At 45.8% G+C, this 18,998-nt stretch carries 12 protein-coding genes; 5 read left to right on the top strand and 7 right to left on the bottom strand.

Annotated elements, in window-relative coordinates:
* Nucleotides 1-760: 760 nt before the first annotated feature.
* Both HQ29_RS03705 and HQ29_RS03710 read right to left on the bottom strand, forming a co-directional pair.
* Nucleotides 761-1,612 (bottom strand): bifunctional methionine sulfoxide reductase B/A protein, encoded by an 852-nt coding sequence (locus tag HQ29_RS03705; RefSeq protein WP_036867622.1) that lies wholly within the window; start codon nt 1,610-1,612, stop codon nt 761-763.
* A 269-nt stretch (nt 1,613-1,881) separates the two neighbouring features.
* A complete protein-coding gene (locus HQ29_RS03710; RefSeq protein ID WP_052079486.1) occupies nt 1,882-2,172 on the bottom strand; it encodes a hypothetical protein in 291 nt (96 codons plus the stop codon).
* 175 nt (nt 2,173-2,347) lie between these two features.
* Here HQ29_RS03710 and HQ29_RS03715 point away from each other — a divergent pair, with 175 nt between their 5' ends.
* The 5 genes from HQ29_RS03715 (at nt 2,348) to HQ29_RS03735 (ending at nt 10,531) form a co-directional block, all read left to right on the top strand.
* On the top strand, nt 2,348-3,334 hold the full coding sequence (locus tag HQ29_RS03715; protein ID WP_036867624.1) for a lactate/malate family dehydrogenase: 987 nt from the start codon (nt 2,348-2,350) through the stop codon (nt 3,332-3,334).
* A gap of 23 nt (nt 3,335-3,357) precedes the next feature.
* Nucleotides 3,358-4,353, top strand: coding sequence for a glycosyltransferase 87 family protein (locus HQ29_RS03720; protein WP_161781555.1), 996 nt, complete (start codon nt 3,358-3,360; stop codon nt 4,351-4,353).
* A gap of 14 nt (nt 4,354-4,367) precedes the next feature.
* Nucleotides 4,368-5,786: a metallophosphoesterase family protein gene (locus tag HQ29_RS03725; protein WP_052089777.1), complete on the top strand. Its 1,419-nt coding sequence runs from the start codon at nt 4,368-4,370 to the stop codon at nt 5,784-5,786.
* Between the two features lie 67 nt (nt 5,787-5,853).
* Entirely contained in the window at nt 5,854-8,643 is a 2,790-nt protein-coding gene (polA, locus tag HQ29_RS03730; RefSeq protein WP_036867630.1) for a DNA polymerase I, read from the top strand.
* Between the two features lie 13 nt (nt 8,644-8,656).
* Nucleotides 8,657-10,531: a ComEA family DNA-binding protein gene (locus HQ29_RS03735; protein ID WP_036867632.1), complete on the top strand. Its 1,875-nt coding sequence runs from the start codon at nt 8,657-8,659 to the stop codon at nt 10,529-10,531.
* Between the two features lie 322 nt (nt 10,532-10,853).
* On the opposite strand, the gene HQ29_RS03740 is transcribed toward HQ29_RS03735, so the two are convergent.
* The 5 genes from HQ29_RS03740 to HQ29_RS03760 form a co-directional block, all read right to left on the bottom strand.
* A complete protein-coding gene (locus HQ29_RS03740) occupies nt 10,854-12,842 on the bottom strand; it encodes a S41 family peptidase (protein WP_036867634.1) in 1,989 nt (662 codons plus the stop codon).
* Between the two features lie 38 nt (nt 12,843-12,880).
* On the bottom strand, nt 12,881-13,954 hold the full coding sequence (locus HQ29_RS03745) for a tyrosine-protein phosphatase (RefSeq protein WP_036791277.1): 1,074 nt from the start codon (nt 13,952-13,954) through the stop codon (nt 12,881-12,883).
* A gap of 196 nt (nt 13,955-14,150) precedes the next feature.
* A complete protein-coding gene (locus HQ29_RS03750; RefSeq protein ID WP_036791281.1) occupies nt 14,151-15,713 on the bottom strand; it encodes a YifB family Mg chelatase-like AAA ATPase in 1,563 nt (520 codons plus the stop codon).
* Between the two features lie 8 nt (nt 15,714-15,721).
* Nucleotides 15,722-16,783 (bottom strand): hypothetical protein, encoded by a 1,062-nt coding sequence (locus tag HQ29_RS03755; RefSeq protein WP_036867636.1) that lies wholly within the window; start codon nt 16,781-16,783, stop codon nt 15,722-15,724.
* 9 nt (nt 16,784-16,792) lie between these two features.
* A complete protein-coding gene (locus HQ29_RS03760) occupies nt 16,793-18,964 on the bottom strand; it encodes a tetratricopeptide repeat protein (RefSeq protein ID WP_036867637.1) in 2,172 nt (723 codons plus the stop codon).
* Nucleotides 18,965-18,998: the final 34 nt, after the last annotated feature.

Raw genomic sequence — 18,998 nt, forward strand, 5'->3', positions numbered from 1 at the left:
GGATACATTTTCTTTTTCAATCTCCTCTGTTTCATTTTAAGGTGTAATTCCTTGCTAAAATATCTTATCGAACGCAATTTTCAGCCCTTCGTTTTTATATATTCCATACCGAAAAATGCTCGCTTTTTTCGGCTCTCTATTTTGATCGGAGGGGTCGTTTTCAGAGCACGATCGAACTGTTAAATTCGGGCTGTTTTATTAACACAAATTCCGATACCTGTTAAGCCAAAATGCTAAACCAGCATATTCTTTCGGCTTAACGTGTTTAATTTTTCAGTAAACACGTTTACCGATTTCATTAAACACGTTTACCGGATTCGATTAACGTGTTTAGCCAAAATCATTAAAATGTTAATAATCAGCAGACTACGCGTTTTTGCCCTAAAATACCCCTGAAAAGGCAGATTTCTTTATTAAGAAATGTTTACAGGTGAGGGTGTTAAAATTTACACCTATTAACGCGAAAATGAGCCCTGAAAGCGATAGAGAGGAGTGCTGAGTGCAAATTCGCGATTTCTTGTATCTTGTTGTTTATGAGATTGTTATTGTTGATTGGTCCCTTTCGGCTACTCAATCTTATCTTCCGGACGAGGTTCTGCCCGACCCTCATCGGGGCTCTGTTTTTATATAAAAGCTCTCACCGAAATGCCTTATATATTTCCCTGCGGATTGTATGGGGAAGAGCGAAGGATAAAATAAAAGAGAGACAGAACCATGTGGCGGTTCTGCCTCTCTTTTCGTTATTTTTCTTCGTAGCGGACTAAAAGATCTTCTTATAGCCGTGACAGTATGGAGTGGTGTCTTTTCTATCGTAATAGCCTTGGTGATACTCCTCTGCTTTCCAGAATTTGCTTGCTTTCCGGAGCGTTGTAGCCGGTTTGTACCCTTTCTCTTTCAGGATCTCCAGATACTTCTTGCCTGTCTCCTCTTCTGCTTTGTCCGAACAGAATATGGCGGAAAGGTATTGAGAGCCTATATCGGGACCTTGTCCATCGGGCTGTGTAAAGTCGTGCGTCTCGAAAAACAGCCGTACAAGCTCTTCGTAAGAGACTTTTGTAGGATCGTACTCTACCTCTACGCACTCCAAGTGTCCGGTAGTGCCGGTGCAGACATCCTCGTATGAGGGATGCTCCAAAGTGCCTCCCATAAATCCGACAGCCGTCCGCTTCACACCCTCTTTCTTGCTGAAAAAGTACTCTGTTCCCCAAAAACATCCGGAGGCAAAGTAGGCACGGCGAAGCTCTTTAGCCGAATCGGGGATGAACTCCATGGATATAGAGTTGACGCAATGGCGGGTATCTTTCGACGTGAAGCCCTCTCCCTCGAATACATGACCCAGATGGGCATGGCAGTTGGCGCAGATGATCTCCACTCTGTATCCGTCGGCATCGGGCACTCTTCGTACTGCCCCTTCGATCTCATCATCGAACGACGGCCAACCGCAACCGCTATCAAACTTGTCTTCCGAGCGGTACAGCGCAGCGCCGCATCGCTTGCAGACATACGTTCCGGAGCGTTTCTCATCCAGCAGTTTGCCGGTGAAAGGAGCCTCCGTTCCCTTTCCCACGATCACCGCCTCCTCTTCCGGAGTCAGCTTCTTATACTTGTTCATTTTGTCTGTATTGGTGTTAGGTTTTACGGCAGACGGGCTCTTACAGCCGGACAAGCCGATAAAGATTAGTAGCAAAAAGCCCCAAAACAGAGGCACGACATTTAATTTCTGACAATAGTAATTTGTTCTCATGGTAATAAAATGGTTAGCAGGATTGATTCTAATCCGGATTGTTCAAAAAAGACCCTACGCTCACGATCTTTCTCATACAAACATATATGAACCTTGACCGTGAGACAAGGGTCTTATCTATCGCTATAAAAACAGATTTATTCCTCTACGCCACGGGGAAAGAAGTCGAAGTTGTCTCCTCTCTCTTCTCTCATTATTTTGAGCGCATAGTCCAAGATAGTGGTGTCATCCAGTTTAACGATTCCTCCATCAGGACCCGGCTCGATGTGTATACCGGTGCTTCTTCCTTCTCTGAAGTTAGCTCCTCCAAAATAGTTGCGGACTGTTTCAGGTTTTAATCCCAACTCATCCGCTATACGTTGAATAGTGCCGTCAGGCAACATATCTTTTAGTCTTCTCAGTTCGTTGAATGTAAAAGTTCTCGACATAATTAAGAGTGGTTCTTTATAGAGTTTATGACTAAAGACGATTATGTACTCATAATTGTCTCTGTTGACTTGTTGCCAAATTAGTGATAATTTTCCCAACGTGCAAGTTTTCTTCTGCTTTTCTGCTTCTACAAAAAACGTATCTTTGTGAGTATAAGAAAAGACAAAAGAGTAAATGAACAGATTCCTTACCTCTGCCCCTTTCCTGATCATCGGAGCTACCGGACACATCGGAAGTGCACTGGCTTTTATGTCGGTGGCAATGCGTTTTTCTTCTCACCTGATTCTCTTCGGACGGGATGAGAAAAAGCTGTTGGGAATGCGGGAAGAGCTTTACGAATGTGGCGTCTATCCCATTCAGGTCGATATCATAACAGAACCGGAACAGCTGACGACCCTGCCTCCGGTTGCATTTGTGGCATATACGGTGAGTGTCCCTTTCCGAAAAGAGACAACGCGCGAAGAGCTTCTTCTCTCGAATGGAGAGCTGACAGCACGGCTTTCCACTGCTTTTGCTCCGTATATCCAAAGCACAAAGCTGTTGGTCTGTGTCTCCAATCCGGCAGATGCCATGGGCTTGGTACTGCAACAGCAGACCGGTCTTGCTCCGGAGAAAGTGTGTTCTCTTTCGGCGTTGGATACCACTCGCTATCGGAAACATCTGAGCAGAGCACTGCATATTCCGCTTGAAGAGGCAGAAGAAGTCTATACACTGGGAAGCCATGACGATAAAATGGTGGTGGCTTTCGAGGGTAGCCGTGTGCGCGGTATACCTTTGTCTCAGCTTGTCGGAGAGGGTAAGGGTTTTTCGTATGAAGACTTTGAGAGTGTGGAAGATATTGTTGTTCGAGGAGGACGATTCATTATCCGTCATCGGGGATATATGGCTTTTGAAAGTCCTGCCCTGCTTATGTTGGAGATGTTCAAGGCAACGTTGGAAGGGCAGAAACCTTTCACGATTCCTGCTTCACGACTTAGCGAACACCCTCTGTTCCCGAATGTTTTTATGGCATTGCCGTCTTGCATAGACACTAAAGGGGTACACCAAAACCGCGAATACACACCGGAAGGACGAGATTTAGAGAAACTCACGATAAGCTATAACTGGTTGAAGGATCAGCGAGAAGAGCTTATAAGAGCCGGGTATCTCAATTCTTTATAGTACTGATGTTATTCTTCTCTGCAATGGGCTTTGATCAAACACCATATTATGCACCTCTCTACCATCAGCTCCATGCTCTGTTTGGGGAGTGGTTGCCTTTGCTTTCTGCCGTTTTACTGCTGATAGCCATCGTGATGCTTCCGTTTGAACCGAAACGGAGGCTTTTTATCTTCGGTACTGCCGCCATCTTTCTGCCTGCGGCATACCTGAGAAGCGATATCAATATCCTGACGGTGGCTTCTCTTCTTTTGGTTTACACTTGCGTGAAAGGAGGGAAAGACAACATTGCACCGCTGTTTATCTGGTTGAGTGGTGGAGTCAATCTGATCGGATTATCCGGTCTGGTCTATTTCTTTTTCTCTTCCCGGAAAAAGAGTTTTCTGCTGTACACGCTCCTGTGGGGCGCTCTTTTCCTTATTTCCCAGCTGATCATCTGCGGAGGTATTCAGGGTATGACAGAGACCTATACAGAATGGTATGCTCTTTGGGAGCAGAAAAACAAGATCAATCTTCAGGATGATACCTTGAACCTTTCGTGGTTGGGGCTGCAACGTGAACTCGTACAACCGTTTTTTGGAGAGAGCTATCGGGATCGTTTCTTTTTTATCACCGCAATGCACATGCTCTTGTTGCCGACCCTCAAAACTCGCCACATGAGAGCTTATTCCCGTATGCCGGAGCTTTTTCTCGGCTCCATCCTGATGTTTTTGTCGCTTTTCAATACGGGAAATACGGTGTCTTCTCTCATTATGCCTGCTGTCGGAGTTATGGTCTGGACGCTTTTCTCCGCACATAGGAGCGGTATCAAGGTCTTTCTCTTTATACTGTTCATGCTCTCCTACATCCTGAGATTTGCTTTGCCGTATCTGCTTTTGTACGACAGATTGCTACTGATACCTCTCTGCATCATCTTCGTATTGAGTACCATCGAAATATGGAAGTTCTGCTACGATAAAAGCCTGTGGCGAGATGAAACAAAGGGGGGAAACATATTGAAAAAACTGGTGGATCATCTTTGATAAACGATATAAATATGAAAAGAAACAGAGTGAAAAGGAGTAAACAACGCTCTCCTCGTGCAAGAAAGGTACGTTACATCATTCTTCTTGTCATTATTTTAGGACTTGGTATTTGGGTTAAGTCTCGTTGGCGTGCGTGGTTTGTCTCTCCTCCCGAAGAGCCTTTCACACTCTCCGAAAAGATTCAACGTGTTACGCTGACACCGGGAGAAGATGGTGTGGAAGAGCGTACCATCTCTTGGATAACGGCTGTAAATGGAGAGGGGAGCCCGAAAGAGTTTGAGGTTTTACTCTATCGTATCCCCTCTGATACTCTTCCGTTCCGGACGGAAAAGCCGGTCTCTCGTGTGGTGGATACCCGTGGAGGCTCTACCGCAATGTATAGCGTGGCATGGAAAGACCTTGATGCAGGAAGGTATCTCTACGAGATAGCCGGCAGCGGAGATGTTTTCAGAGATAGCTTTGAGATACGCTCGAAAGATGCTTTAGAGGATACACTCATCTACATCGGTGATATTCAGGAAAAACATGAAGGCTGGGCAAAAGAGATTTTCGACTCTATTTCCAAGAAAGTACCAACTGTTTCGCTCTGGTGCTTTGGTGGGGATGCCATAGAGCGCGGACATCAAAAATATTGGGATATTTGGTACAACTCTGTCTCGGATTTTGCTTCCAATAAACCGATGGTCGCCGTTCCCGGAAATCATGAATACAACAAAGGGATCTTCAAAGCGATAGATGCTCGTTGGCCCTATGCGTTCAATTTCCCTCAAAACGGACCGGATAGAAGTATCGGACGCAGCTACTATATAGACTATCCCAACTTCAGATTTATAGGTATAGACAGTCAGGGGATAGAGTTGAATAGTCAGTTTTTCTCTTCTCGCCGTTGGCTCAAAGAGGTTTTGGTGTCTCGTGGAGATCGTTTTGCCATTGTGACGTTTCACCATGCCATATACAGCGTGAGAGAGGGACGTCTCAATCCGTTCATGCGTTATGGTTTCCGCTCCATATTGGAAGATAAAACCGACGGAGCGGATCTCGTTTTGCAAGCTCATGACCACGCTTACTCTCGAATCATCAACAAGAAGAAAGGAGGAGGTCTTACAACTCCGGTCTATGTCATAAGTGTCTGTTCTCAAAAGGTTTATCGCAACGGCTTTGATGAGATACACGATAAGATAGCTTCCGGAATACCTCTGTATCAAACCATCAGAGTGGGCAAAGATTCGCTTTTCTATGCTTCGTATACCACTTCACACGAGTTGTACGACTCGGTGATCATATCCAAGGAAGGAAAGGTGGCGGATCTCGGACAAGATATTCCGGAACAGTTCAACTTTCAATTTCCTGATACATCGAAAGGAGAGAAGAAAAAAGCAAAATATGTAGCGAAAGTGGAGAAGAGAAAGGCGATGAAGCAGCAAAAATAGAATAAACAGCTTCATGAAAAATCTCTCTCTTTACTCTTGATTTTTAGTATTCCGTTATCCGATGAATATGTCAAAACAAAATCTATATCTCTTGGATGCGTATGCTCTTATATATAGGGCATACTTCGCATTCATATCCAGACCCCGTATCAACAGCAAGCAGCAGAACACGTCAGCCATTTACGGCTTCCTGCTTAGCTTTCGAGAAATTCTCAATCGCCCCGATGCTTCTTACATAGCAGTGGCTTTTGACACTTCGGAAGATACGTTCCGACACAAGATTTATCCGGAATACAAAGCAACCCGTGAGGCATCGCCGGAAGCGATACGCTTTGCCATCCCATACATCAAAAAGATTGTCCAAGCCTACGGAGTAAAGATCTACGAAAAACCGGGCTATGAAGCGGATGACATTGTCGGTACCATCGCACACCGCATGGAGCATGAGAAAGGAACACGTCCGGATAGAGTCTTTCTGGTGTCTCCCGATAAAGACTATGCCCAGCTTGTTACGGACTATTCTCATCTGATGAGACCGATTCAGGGAGGAGGGTTCGAGATACTTTCTCTAAACGATGTCAAGGAGAAGTATGGCTTTTCGGAACCATCTCGAATGATAGACTATCTGGCACTTATGGGGGATAGCAGCGATAACATTCCGGGTTGTGCCGGAGTGGGAGAGAAGTCTGCCGCAAAGCTTTTAGCCGAATATCCCGAAGGCATAGAGCAGATATACGAACATCTCGATGAGATAAAGGGAGCATTGAAGAAGAAGTTGGAGGCCGGGAAAGATATGGTCGCTCTTTCCAAAACATTGGTTACCATAGATAAAAATGTACCCATAGACATTGTGGCGGAAGAGTGTCTGGTAAAAGAGAAAGATGTCGAGACTTTGCGAGAAATCTTCTCGGAGCTGGAGTTCAGAAGTTTCATGGACACCCTTTCTCCTGCCGAATCCGGAGGAGATATTTCTTCATCCGGAACGCCGATGATGCGCAGCCTTTTCGACAGAGCCGAAGAGCCGGCTCCTTCGGAAGCTCCGGCTGCTCTCGGAATGAAAGGAAAGTATCTCCGACTCACTTCCGAAGAGGAGTGCAAAGCCCTTGTGGAGGAGATCCGAAAGGCAGGACTTTTTGCGTTTGATACCGAAACGGACGGACTGGACTCGCAATCCGCAGGGATTGTAGGCGCATCTTTTGCTTACAAAGAGGGAGAAGGCTACTATCTGCCCCTGCCTGAAGATCAGGAGGAAGCAGAAAAAGAGTTGGCAGTATTCCGTCCGCTGTTTGAAGATCCTGAAATCCTTAAGATCGGGCAGAACATAAAGTTTGATCTCGGAATCCTTCGTCGTTACGGTATTACCTCTCACGGCAGACAGTTTGATACCATGGTCGCTCACTATCTTATAGATCCGGAGCTGAGTCATGGTATGGATTATCTTTCATCCGTCTATCTCAACTATAAGCCCCAACCTATAACCGAACTCATTGGAGAGCGAGGAAAAAAGCAGCTATCCATGAGGGATGTAGAAGTAGATAAGGTGGTGCAATACGCTGCAGAAGATGCGGATGTAACGTTAAGACTTTATCATGTCTTGCGAAAGAAGATAGAAGCAGATGCCGCACTGAAAAAACTCTTTTACGATCTGGAGATGCCTCTCACGATGGTGCTGGTCGATATGGAAGCGGAAGGGGTTACCATCTCTACCGAGACCCTGTCCAAGGCAAAGAAAGGTCTCGAAGAGCGTCTGTACGATATAGAGAAAAGCATTCACGAACTGGCAGGTCTTCCGTTCAATATCAACTCTCCCAAAGAGGTTGGAACTATTCTTTTTGAACATCTTCGCCTGGTGGAAAAACCGAAAAAAACGAAGACCGGAGCCTATGAAACGCGTGAAGAGACCTTGCAGAAGCTAAAGAGCAAGCATCCGATTATAGAACAAATCTTGCAATATCGCGGTATAAGAAAACTTCTTTCCACTTATGTGGATGCGTTGCCGGAGCTTATAAACCCGAAGACAGGGCGCATACACACCAGCTTCAATCAGACCGTTACGGCAACGGGAAGGCTCTCCAGCACCAATCCCAACCTGCAAAACATTCCCGTCAGAGACGATGATGGCAAAGAGATTCGCCGGGCATTCATTGCCAACTATACGGATTCTGTATTCCTTTCTGCGGATTATTCGCAGATCGAGTTGCGTCTCATGGCGCATCTGAGTCAGGATCCTGCCATGATAGAGGCTTTCAAGAATGGTATGGATATCCATACGGCTACCGCTGCCAAAGTGTTCCACACCACAACGGAAGAGGTTACAAGCGACATGAGACGCAAGGCAAAAACGGCAAACTTCGGTATCATATACGGCATTACTCCTTTTGGTCTCAGCGAGCGTCTCGGTATCCCTCCCAAAGAAGCCAAAGAGATTATAGACGGTTACTTCGCATCTTTCCCGCAGGTAAAGGCATACATGGACAAGTCCATAGAGAATGCCGCAGAGAAAGGCTATGTCGAGACCATCATGGGAAGACGGAGATACCTCAAGGATATCCATTCCGGCAACTCCGTTGTGAGAGGTTTTGCCGAGCGTAATGCCATAAACGCTCCCATACAAGGCTCGGCAGCGGACATCATTAAGCTTGCAATGGTGCGGATTGCAGAGCGTTTCCGGAGAGAGCGGATACGTAGCACCATGATGCTTCAAGTGCATGACGAACTGAACTTTTCGGTTTTTAAGGATGAGCTGGACAGGGTGAAGCAGATTGTCCGAGAGGAGATGGAGCAGGTCTATCCGGAGATAACCATCCCTTTGACGGTGGATATAGGTGTGGGCGAAAACTGGCTTGAAGCGCACTAAACGGTTTTTCGGGGTGAGACCGATACTGTTTCTCCTGCTGCTCTTAGGATACTTTGCCACCACCTATGGGCAATCTTCGGTTGCGGGAGAGCTTCTTTTGGAAAGACTCAGAGAGTATAGCTACACCGATGAGGAGATCGAACTCTTTGTGCAACACCTTGAAACGCTCCGCTCTACTCCTCTTAATCTCAACACGGCTACCTCCGAGGAGCTTGCCCGAATCCCCTTTTTTGACGACTTTTTTATACGCAACTTTTTGCAGTATCGCAGTCGGCATGGTGCTTTTGTCTCTATTTACGATCTCAAAAATGTACCCGGAGCAAGGGTCGAATATATCTCTCTTTTAGAGCCGTTCTTTTCCACTGAAACGCTTACTGCTCCGGTGGAACAGAGTATTCGGGTAGAACTTTTTGAGTCTCTCTCCATTCCCCGATATGCTCATCGGCAACGTCTTTCGCTCCATAGAGGAAAGGCGTGGATGATGAGCTGGAATGCCGAACGAGATACCGGAGAAAAATGGCTTCCTTTCAAGCAAGGGCTCTGGACGCATCACAATATATTTCTCTCTTATAACGCTCATCCGACATCCTCTTCTCCCGTTCGCCGCTTCATTTTAGGCGATTACCGGCTGCACACCGCACTTGGTGTGATGAACGGCATGGGTATCTCTTTTTATGCCAAACAGGAGACAGGGTATCGTCTTGCCCTGCCTCGCCAATCCGAAATATCGCCACACAACTCATTCCAAGAGTGGAACTATCTGCGAGGATTGGCTCTCACTCTCACCTCCGCACCATTCTCTTTTACGCCTTATATCGGCTACACACCTTTGCAGGTATCGTTATGGTCAGGAGAAGATCGCATCAGAACCATCTACAAAGATGGTAAGCAGCGTCTCTCTTCCGACCAAGTGCATTTGCTCACCTTGGGAGGTTATTTCAAGTTTGCTCCTTCGCCACTTTTCCATGCCGGTTTTCAGGCTCTCAACAACAGATTTACAGGGCTTTCCGACAATAGACGTCTCTACCCTCCGGCTGCTTATCTGCAAGAGTTATCCCCCACTCGCTTCGCCATAGATATGGCATGGAGAGGGGCAAATGCCTCTGCTCTTGCGGAGGTTGTACTGCCTCATCGGGGAGCTTACGGCAGTGAAGCGGCTGTTGCGGTACTTACTTACAGAAACGACTATTGGGGTATGTTCTCTCTTGTTGCCCGTCACTTGGGGGAGCGATTTGCGATGCTGCACACCTCCACATACGGACACTTTTCTTCCCAAAAGAACGAACAGGGCATACGTATCGCTTGGAACGGAGAGCTTTTCCGCGGGTGGAGAGGACGTCTGAGTACAGACTTTTACCGCTCTATCAGGCACGAGGAGCGGAGACCATCGCAAGCAGGCTCGGAAGTGATCCTGCGAATGGAGAAAGCCGTTGCTGAAACGGAGACGATGCTTTCTTTGAAGTTTGCCAAAAGAGATACGGGGAGCAAGCTCTCTTTCAGATTCAGAGAGAACCGGGAGATAGGAAAAGGGCATCATCTTTCTTCCTACTTTTTCGGCTCTTATGCCGGAAACAAGAAGTATGGATGGAGTCTTGCCGCCAAACTGATGGGGAACATCGGAGAGGAGTGGTACTATCGTGCCTCGCTCCAGTATTATGATACCCCCACATGGTTACAGGCAGTGAGAAGCGTGGAGAGCAACTCTCCTCTTCACTACTATACTCCGATGCTTTATGGCAAGGGTTTGAGCGGTGCTTTGATTGCAGGTTACCGCCGGAAAAACAGCTTCTCCGTTTCCCTGAAAACATCGTATAACCATATCTTCCGCAATCCCACGGAGCAGAAATCCGATCCTGTTGCGGAAGTAACACTTAAACTTTTTCTCTAAACAGATAGAAAACATCTTCTATACTGCTTTATATCTTGCGCTAAACAGATATAAAAGCAGCAGTCGAGGCTTGGTGTGTGCAAATCACGATTTGATATCTGCAAACCAAGCCTTGAAAACCAAAAAACAAGCCTTGATTTGAAGCTGTGAAAAGGTTCACACAAACTTCTTAATCTGTTTACAATAGTTTGTGAACCGCTTCGGAGAAAGAATCATAAGGCTTCTTGCTGCGGAGAGATGCGGAGCAGAGAGCCGGTAAGCAGAAAAAGCGGGTACGACAGAGCGACCCTCTGCCGTACCCGCCGCTATTGTTGTAAAGAGATTACAGATCTTTTCGGATCTGCTCCAATGTCCGGCGAAGAAGATAGTCGTCTTGGCTGTGCATTTCGGCAAGAGAAATGGGGATCTCTATATCCGGAATCACTCCTCGTCCTTTAGGGAAACGATCATTCACGGTCTCGTCAAAGACACAACGTACCATCGGTATCGTGCAGGTGAATTTACTATGATCCAGCTCAATGTTGGCAAACTTCACAGCAGTAAAGCAGTGATAGGTGGTAGCCGTTTCTCGTCCGATGACGGTGCCTCTTCTGTTATATTTTACTCTACCCGCAAACTCGGTGGAAGCGGAAGCCGATTTTGCATCGGTCAGAACATAGAGACGACCCTTGTAGATACTTCTTGTGGAGTCCGACGGACTCGGATCTTCTTTCGGCATAAGGTATAAACCTTTTTTGCCGGGAATGGGATGGTAGCCGGTGAAAAGGCTGTCGGACGGGATGAGGTTCATGGTAGGAGTCTTGAACAAGTGCGCATTGACCATACTGTAAGACTTTCTTGGCGGAGTGTCGTCCCTTATCACTTCTCTTGTAATGGCATATAACACCTCTATTGATCCTCCGGGATTGTTGCGAAGGTCGAAGATGATGCAGGGCTTCTCTTTGTCTCTCATTTTACGGATAAAGGCAACAATTTCGTCTGTCTCTACTTCGCTCAGCTCGAATGTGGAAAGACCTATGTAGGCAGTAGTATCATTCAGCTCTTCCAACTTGAACTGTGTTTTGTGTCTGTTGGCTCCCCAGATATTAAAGAAGCCTGCCGCCTCTCTGCCGTAAGGGATGCTGTTGCCCTGCTTGAACATTGGAACGGTAACCTCTTTCCCATCTGCAAAAGTGAGAGTAGTACCGGGCTTTTTGCTGTTCTTGTTGGCTTGAGGGTGGAGAACCGGATAGTTTAGAGCCAAAACTCTATCGAGATATGAAGCGACCTGTCCGTCGTAAACAAGATGGCTCGGAGAGATATAAAGTTCTAAGCTGTCGATAGCCTGACCATTGATTTTGACAATCTCTTTGCCTATATATGAACGATATTTTGCCGTAGCCATTATTGCCATCACTTTCCCTTCGAGCTTTCCATAGAATATTTCAGGAAGCATGGGGAGATCTACTTTCGTATGGGTGTGAGTGTTTATGAACAGATGAGAGTCGTGTATCTTCCGGTTAAAAGCAGCGATTCTCCTGCCAAACTCTTTGCGGCTGATCTTTTCGGGCAGGCGGGCAATCTCGGATGAGACAAAGGTATCGTACTCTTCGATACTCATCAAGTCCGTCAGAGATGGGTATATCTCCTTTATGGCATCGGCAAGTCTGCGGTAGTCTGCTTCTGCTTCTGCCTTGGTCAGAACAGCCTTAGGCTTCACGATTGTGGAAGCTCTGAAGGTGGACTTGAGCCCGAAAGGAGCCATCGGATCGCTTGGTGTGCCTTTTGAGGAAGATATAGATAAACCGACGGAGCTTGTCGCGATCTTTTTGTAGGAGTAGTGGGCTGTTCCCAATACCTCTCCACGACGGATCTTCTCTCCCGTGCGAAATAGTTTTTTGAGCTTTATGCCTGAAAGGTTAATCTTATCTCCGTTGGCAAGTTTTATGGTTACCGTTCCGGTCAGATACCGGGAGGATCCATACTTTTCCTCGATAGCTTTCTTATTCTTCTCTATGGCCTTATCGAAATCGCCATCATAGGTGAAAAATAAAACGTAAGAGAGAGATATATTGTAAGATAACCCGGCAGAGATAACTGTACCATCCGCCGGCGCCAATACCTCCGTGCTTTCGGTTGTGGAGATGAAGATATGCTCGGTATTGAGTTCTTCACCTATTTTATCCTGTGGCTTAAAAAGAATATCACTCCCTGCGGCTTTATTTTTGATAGGCCAAAGGAGTGATGTCTGTGCGTTAAGGGTGGCTGCGCCAAGTAAAAAGAGGCAGAGTAGAGCACAAAGCTTTCCTCCGAGAAGTCGGGTTGTTCTCATTTTATTTTTGATTATTGGTTGTTCTAAGAGAGGATCGCTTATTCGAGAAGAAGCTTTCTCAGCTTCATTCTGTCTTCAAACGACAGTCCGTACATCTCTTTCAAGTATTCGTCTATGGAGCTGTACCGGCTGATGATCTCTTGATAGATTGCCACTATATTCTCATCCGTTGTAACATAGTAGTACATCAGATTTTCCTGTATCTGCGGATCCAGTGTGTTGATGTTGGGTACGAGGGTCCGAATGTCCAGCATTTGGTTGCTCAGCAGACAGTCTTCTATCACAGCATTTGCGGGAATACCTATTGCGGAGTGTACGATGAGAAAGAAGAATGCAACACGATCTTTTCCGAGATTGTCCGTTATCAGAATCGGGTAATTGGACTCATTAAGAAGGAATTGGAACGCTTTGGTAAACTGTTTGCGACTCTCAAAAGCAAAATTTCTGGACGCATTCATCTTGAAGTTTCTAATCTCTTCCGTTACTGCATTACCCTTATACACTTCGGAGAGAAACTCCGAATAGTTGACCGGCTTATCTGCCTTAAGGCTTAAGGTCTGTATCCCTGTCGGTAAAAGTCTTGGGCGTTTGCTGTAAGATGGAACATCTTCGTCTAAAGAGAGAATACTTCTGACGCCCAACCTCTTTAGAAAGAGAGAGTCTGTGGAAGATAGAGAGCGTAATCTGCCGGAGCGGAAAAGCCTTCCCCATCTCATATTGAATCCCTCTTCGGAAATGTATCCTCCTGCGTCTCTAAAGTTCGGGGTGGCTCCCATGGGTAGGTGTCTCATTGCTGCAACCGTGCTGATCTTTCCTTCAAATTCCAACAGGAAGTATTTTTGACTGAAGTTGTCCGTCGTTACAAACGTTGCGGTGTTCTCTCCGATAGGCATCACCATTGCAGGACTATTCGGGAAAAACTCCGGTCTGTCCGATACATATATATTGACTTTGCCGGGCATTGCCGGTGTAACCTCCCATTTGATGACGTAGTTACCCACTTGATTTTTGTCGCAATTGGTTGCAACATTATAGGCAGACTTGGCACATCCTCCCGCTATAAAGAGAGAGGATAAAAACAGAGCGATAAGAAAAATATGAGATACTTTCATAGGTTCTAATGTCTTGCACTATTATATGATAATGCTTCGGTGTCGTGGAACACTTTAAGCACGACAGCCCTTCAGCAGCCGGCTGTTGGTTGGATTGTGAAAACCATTTGATACAAATATAACCGAGTAAAATTGATTATAGAAGCGATTTAGCATAAATTTAGTGGGTTATATAGTTTATTATGGGTTCATAGCTCTAATTCCCCCAATTGGAACGGTCCAAATTGCGATAGTTTACAGCTTCTCCGATATGCTTGGTCGTGATCGACTCGGAGCCATCCAGATCGGCTATTGTCCTTGCTACTTTGAGTATGCGATCGTAAGCCCTTGCCGAAAGAGAGAATCTGTCCATGGCACGTTTCAGTATGGCGGTGCACTGTTCGTCCAGTCTTGCATATTTCTGAAGCAGTTCGGGTGTCATCTGTGCATTGGTGTATATACCCGAACAGCCTTCAAATCTGTCCTGTTGTATCTTTCGTGCCTTTAGTACACGTGCTCTGACGTCTTCACTGCTCTCTCCATTTTCTCGTTTGGAAAGGGCTTCAAATGGGACAGGAGCTATTTCTATCTGTATGTCTATTCTGTCCAGCAGAGGACCGGATACTTTGTTCAGGTACTTGGACACCGCTCCCGGAGGGCATTGGCAACGGACATCGGGATGATTGTAGTAACCGCAAGGGCAGGGATTCATACTTGCGACAAGCATGAATGATGACGGGTAGCGGGCAGATGCTTTTGTGCGAGAAATGGAAACCTCACGATCTTCCAAAGGTTGGCGGAGCACTTCCAACACGTTACGAGAGTACTCCGGAAGTTCATCCAGAAAGAGTACTCCGTTATGCGCCAAACTTACCTCGCCCGGAAGAGGATTAGCTCCTCCTCCGACCATGGCAGTGGAGGATAGTGTATGGTGTGGCGCTCTAAAAGGACGATGCTTCAGTAGAGAGATGCCATGCGGTAATGTGCCTGCCACAGAGTGTATGGAGGTTGTCTCCAATGCTTCATTGAGAGTGAAAGGCGGTAAAATACCGGGCAGACGTTTCGCTATCATGGATTTTCCACTGCCCGGAGGACCTATGAGGATAATGTTGTGCCCTCCCGCTGCAGCCACTTCCATTGCTCGCTTGACATTCTCCTGCCCTTTGACATCGGCAAAGTCCGAACGGATGTGAGTGTAGGCGTTGGCAAACTGATCTTCTATCCTGAGAGAAACAGGAGATAATCCTTCCTCTTTATTGCGCAGAAGATTCACCACATCAGAGAGCGTTTCTGCTCCATATACATTAAGACCGGAAACTACGGCGGCTTCGAGGGCATTCTGCTTGGGTACAATGATGCCGGAAAAACCTTCTCCATGAGCATGAAGAGCCATAGGTAAAATACCTTTTACGGGTTGGAGAGAACCATCGAGAGATAGTTCGCCCATGATCATGAACTTTCCGGGAGCATCTTCAGGTATCTGACCCGTGCAGGCAAGTATGGCAATGGCTATCGGTAAGTCGAACAGAGTGCCTTCCTTTCTAATATCCGCAGGAGAGAGATTGACCAGATAACGCAATCCTATTTTGTAATCGAACCCACTCTGTTTTATGGCACAAACCACTCGTCGATAGCTTTCTTTTACGGCAGTGTCGGGTAATCCGACAAGCGTAAAGGAACTCCCTCGTTCGGCTTCTACTTCCACGCTTATTGTTGTGGCATGTATTCCGCAAACGGTAGCAGCAAAGGTTTTTACAAGTTTAGATTTAGGCAGATCCATCGGTGTGGTTACTTTTTGAGGATTATCTCTCTTAATTTCTGTTCAAATATCTTTGCCTCCTTCTCTTGATAGCGTGCCACATAAGTGGAATCGAATAGCATATAATAAGGCTCCTCGTAAATGTAGAGCTGCTCGGCTATACGTGTTGCCAAGGCTATGCTATCCGCTATGGGGATATAGGCAAGCTTGTGTCGTCTTTTCTTTAGCAGGTCTTTGGGTATGGTATCAGAGTTGGTGAAGAGAGCAATTACAGGAACCTGAAGACTGTCTGCAAGAGAGATCCAACTCTTTTCATTTGCCCTGCCGATGCTGTCTGTACTCCAGTTTTGCATTGCTGTAACCACAAAATAGGGATGTTTACCCCAGCGATCGGAAATCTTTTTTTTCTTCTCTTTACCGGGATCTTTGGTAAAAGTATATAGCATGTTGTCCGCAAAAAAAGTGAAGCTCAGATCTTTTCGGTAGGACATGTCTGTACGAAGAGGAAATAGTCTGTCGGCAATATAGAGGTATCCGGATTCGGACGGACCACCCAAAAGTGTGTCTGCAACGAGAGAACTGCCCGAAAGTTCCTTAAGAAAATCGTTGTAGGTAAGGGCTGCAATGCTGTTCGGATCCTCTTGTACAAGTGAAATAAACTTTTTCATCATGACGCTATCCACGTCTGCAAGCGGAAATGACAGAGCTTGAGCGTAGGAGGCAAAGTCCTTATTCGGACTCTTTTTTCCTGTTTTGATGGATTGCTTGTCGAGGTCTATTAAAATTTTGTTCTTGCTGTTTTCCGGTAAGAGAGGCATGATCAACTCTCCCCCCGAGGTGTAAAGAACATGAATAAGAACGGTATCCATACCTACCGTATCGGGTAAGATAAAGGATGTCCCATACTCATGGCTACGAAGTACCGTATTGGTGGAGGAGAAGGTATATGCCCAAAGGGAGTCCTTTTCCTTTGTAGTGTGTATTACTTTTACTTCTACTCCGGAATGTCTCTCTTTAGAGTGTCCGGAGCAAGCACTTACGGCGATAAGAGAGAGAAGCAGTAGGATGGATTTATAGACAGATCTATTCATGATAAAGGCTTATTGAAAATCAAAAGAGTCGTAAAGCAGTCCCCATTCGGTCTCCGTAAAAATGTTGTTTATAGGCTCTATGTAGTATTGCTGCCACTGAAGGATACTTTCGTTATCGTCATATCCTCTCCATTTTTTGTAAGATTCCATCGCTTCGGGAACTTGATTCAAGTAGATAAGAGCGTGTCCTTTATATATATAGTCCGACTTCTTCATTTCACTTTCAGGTATCAGCTCCCATTTTTCAATGGCATCCTTATAGCGTTCCATTTTGTATAGTTGTAACGCCAGCCTGCGAAGAATGGAGTAGTTCGGGCTTTCTGTCAGAACATAAGCCTTATAGTATATGTCAAGAGCCTTTGCGTTGTCTCCGGTCTTGGCATAAAGTTGAGCAAGTTTGGACAAAGCCGGAATGTTTGAATCTACTACCCGCTCAGCTTCATCCAAGTATTGAAGCGCTTCGTTATAGGTCTTAGGAGTCAAACTCATTAGATCACCCAATTTAAGTAGAGTACCTACATGAAGAGGATCCAAGCGGTGAGCTTCCAGAAGATACTCTTCCACATCTTTGCTTGAAACGGCATCTGATCCGAACAAACTCTCCTCCGATATTTTCTCAGCCAACAGAGCGGCTAAACGAAAGTCGGATGCCGAGATCAACGAACGTTTCAGAACCATGAGAGAGTACGACTTATATCCTGACTCCAACAGGAGAGAGGACAAAGTGCGATTCTGTTCCGCAGTAAGAGGGATATTTTGTGAGGGGGAAGTGTCTATAATGAACGCTTTGTGAAAGAATACGTGGGAGGTGAAGTTGTAACTTCTTTCCAGATGGAAAAATCGGTAAGTCGTATAAACAAAGTCTCTAATACCCTCACCAATAGAACCTTCGAGAAGATCTTCTGCCTCTATCGGTTTGATAGAAGATAGAGCTTCTGAAGGAATTTCAGACATCTTTGCTATCTGAGACCAATTCCCCATGCAAGCATAAGCATACAAGTCGCCGGAGCAGAGTTTTCCTCCGGGGGAAATGAAAGGAAGCAGCTTGAGAAAATAAGTCATCTCTTCGCTTGCCAGTCTAAAATGGGTAAGGTCAAAAGGCATCAACCAGTTTACAGGCTCGTAAAAGAATGGAAATCGGCGGAGTTCTGTTGTGGTGTGATAGTGTATATCTTTTGTTTTGGCGAATGAAGTTTGCAGTTCGTTCATTGCTTGCATTAGCTCGGCATCTTCACCCGACTCCTTTATGCGCTCTAAAAACTCTTCCGTATTTCCGACACCGCCGAAGATATTCATCTTACGAGCCATATCTTCAAGGCGGGAAGATATTTCACTCTTATATCGTTCGTGATCTTCTTGAGTCGTAAAGGTAGGATAGTAAGCAAGAAGAAACTCCATGAGCCTGTTTTGCCACTCTTCTGTTTGGAACTCTTCCTCTTCTCCTATGACGAGAGTAAGTTGCTCTTTACCTAATAGGGATATTCTTTTAGAATGATGAGCCGTTAAAAGAAACAACGCAGCCGTAGCCCATCCTGCAATTTTGGAGTGATGGTCTTGTGTCAAATCTTTTATCAAACGAAGCTTGAGTGGGCAGAAGAAAGCATTAAGCCCCAAGAACAGGCTGCTGACAATAAGTCCGGCGGTAATTATTTGGGTCTGATCTCTTTCGTTTCCGGATAGAGCAGGGCAGTTTGCGATAACATCATAGAGACCGGATGTAAGAGGCGGCGAACAAGATAGAAAACGGAATATGCGGTTACGAGATTTCCAAACCTCCTCTCTACTTGTGGTGTCATTTGTGGACAGATCATTAAGAATAGACTCAACGTTCTCCACATCTCCTCCCCATTCTGATGCCAGCTTCATTATGGGATGATCAAGGCTATGGTTAGAGGATCTTGTCGCAAAGTAGTAGAAACGATCAACTTGTTCAGCCAGTTTACGGCGCAGATCTTCAAGGATGTTTATTCTTTCCGGATCCTCAACACCTGTATGTAGAAACTGCTTCATGGGAGAAAGGACTTGGAGAGCAGATCTGTATGTACTTGTCCACTTGTTGTAGCCATAATGCTCCTCTATGGACTCCATCTCCTTACAGACAGCTCCTAATCTGTTTTGCTCAAGCAGGAGGATAAGATTGTCGTAATATTGTTTGGTTAGATTGTAGTCTATCTGTTCCATCAACTGAACTATTAACTATCTGGTTGTCGTATCT

The organism is Porphyromonas canoris, from assembly GCF_000765975.1.
In the GTDB taxonomy this organism is placed as follows: domain Bacteria; phylum Bacteroidota; class Bacteroidia; order Bacteroidales; family Porphyromonadaceae; genus Porphyromonas_A; species Porphyromonas_A canoris.

Excerpts from the sequence above, each read along its gene's own strand:
- HQ29_RS03705 (WP_036867622.1), bottom strand. The coding sequence starts at position 1,612 with ATGAACAAGTATAAGAAGCTGACTCCGGAAGAGGAGGCGGTGATCGTG.
- HQ29_RS03760 (WP_036867637.1), bottom strand. The coding sequence starts at position 18,964 with ATGGAACAGATAGACTACAATCTAACCAAACAATATTACGACAATCTT.
- HQ29_RS03745 (WP_036791277.1), bottom strand. The coding sequence starts at position 13,954 with ATGAAAGTATCTCATATTTTTCTTATCGCTCTGTTTTTATCCTCTCTC.
- HQ29_RS03725 (WP_052089777.1), top strand. The coding sequence starts at position 4,368 with ATGAAAAGAAACAGAGTGAAAAGGAGTAAACAACGCTCTCCTCGTGCA.
- HQ29_RS03740 (WP_036867634.1), bottom strand. The coding sequence starts at position 12,842 with ATGAGAACAACCCGACTTCTCGGAGGAAAGCTTTGTGCTCTACTCTGC.
- HQ29_RS03755 (WP_036867636.1), bottom strand. The coding sequence starts at position 16,783 with ATGAATAGATCTGTCTATAAATCCATCCTACTGCTTCTCTCTCTTATC.
- HQ29_RS03750 (WP_036791281.1), bottom strand. The coding sequence starts at position 15,713 with ATGGATCTGCCTAAATCTAAACTTGTAAAAACCTTTGCTGCTACCGTT.
- HQ29_RS03720 (WP_161781555.1), top strand. The coding sequence starts at position 3,358 with ATGGGCTTTGATCAAACACCATATTATGCACCTCTCTACCATCAGCTC.
- HQ29_RS03710 (WP_052079486.1), bottom strand. The coding sequence starts at position 2,172 with ATGTCGAGAACTTTTACATTCAACGAACTGAGAAGACTAAAAGATATG.
- polA (WP_036867630.1), top strand. The coding sequence starts at position 5,854 with ATGTCAAAACAAAATCTATATCTCTTGGATGCGTATGCTCTTATATAT.
- HQ29_RS03715 (WP_036867624.1), top strand. The coding sequence starts at position 2,348 with ATGAACAGATTCCTTACCTCTGCCCCTTTCCTGATCATCGGAGCTACC.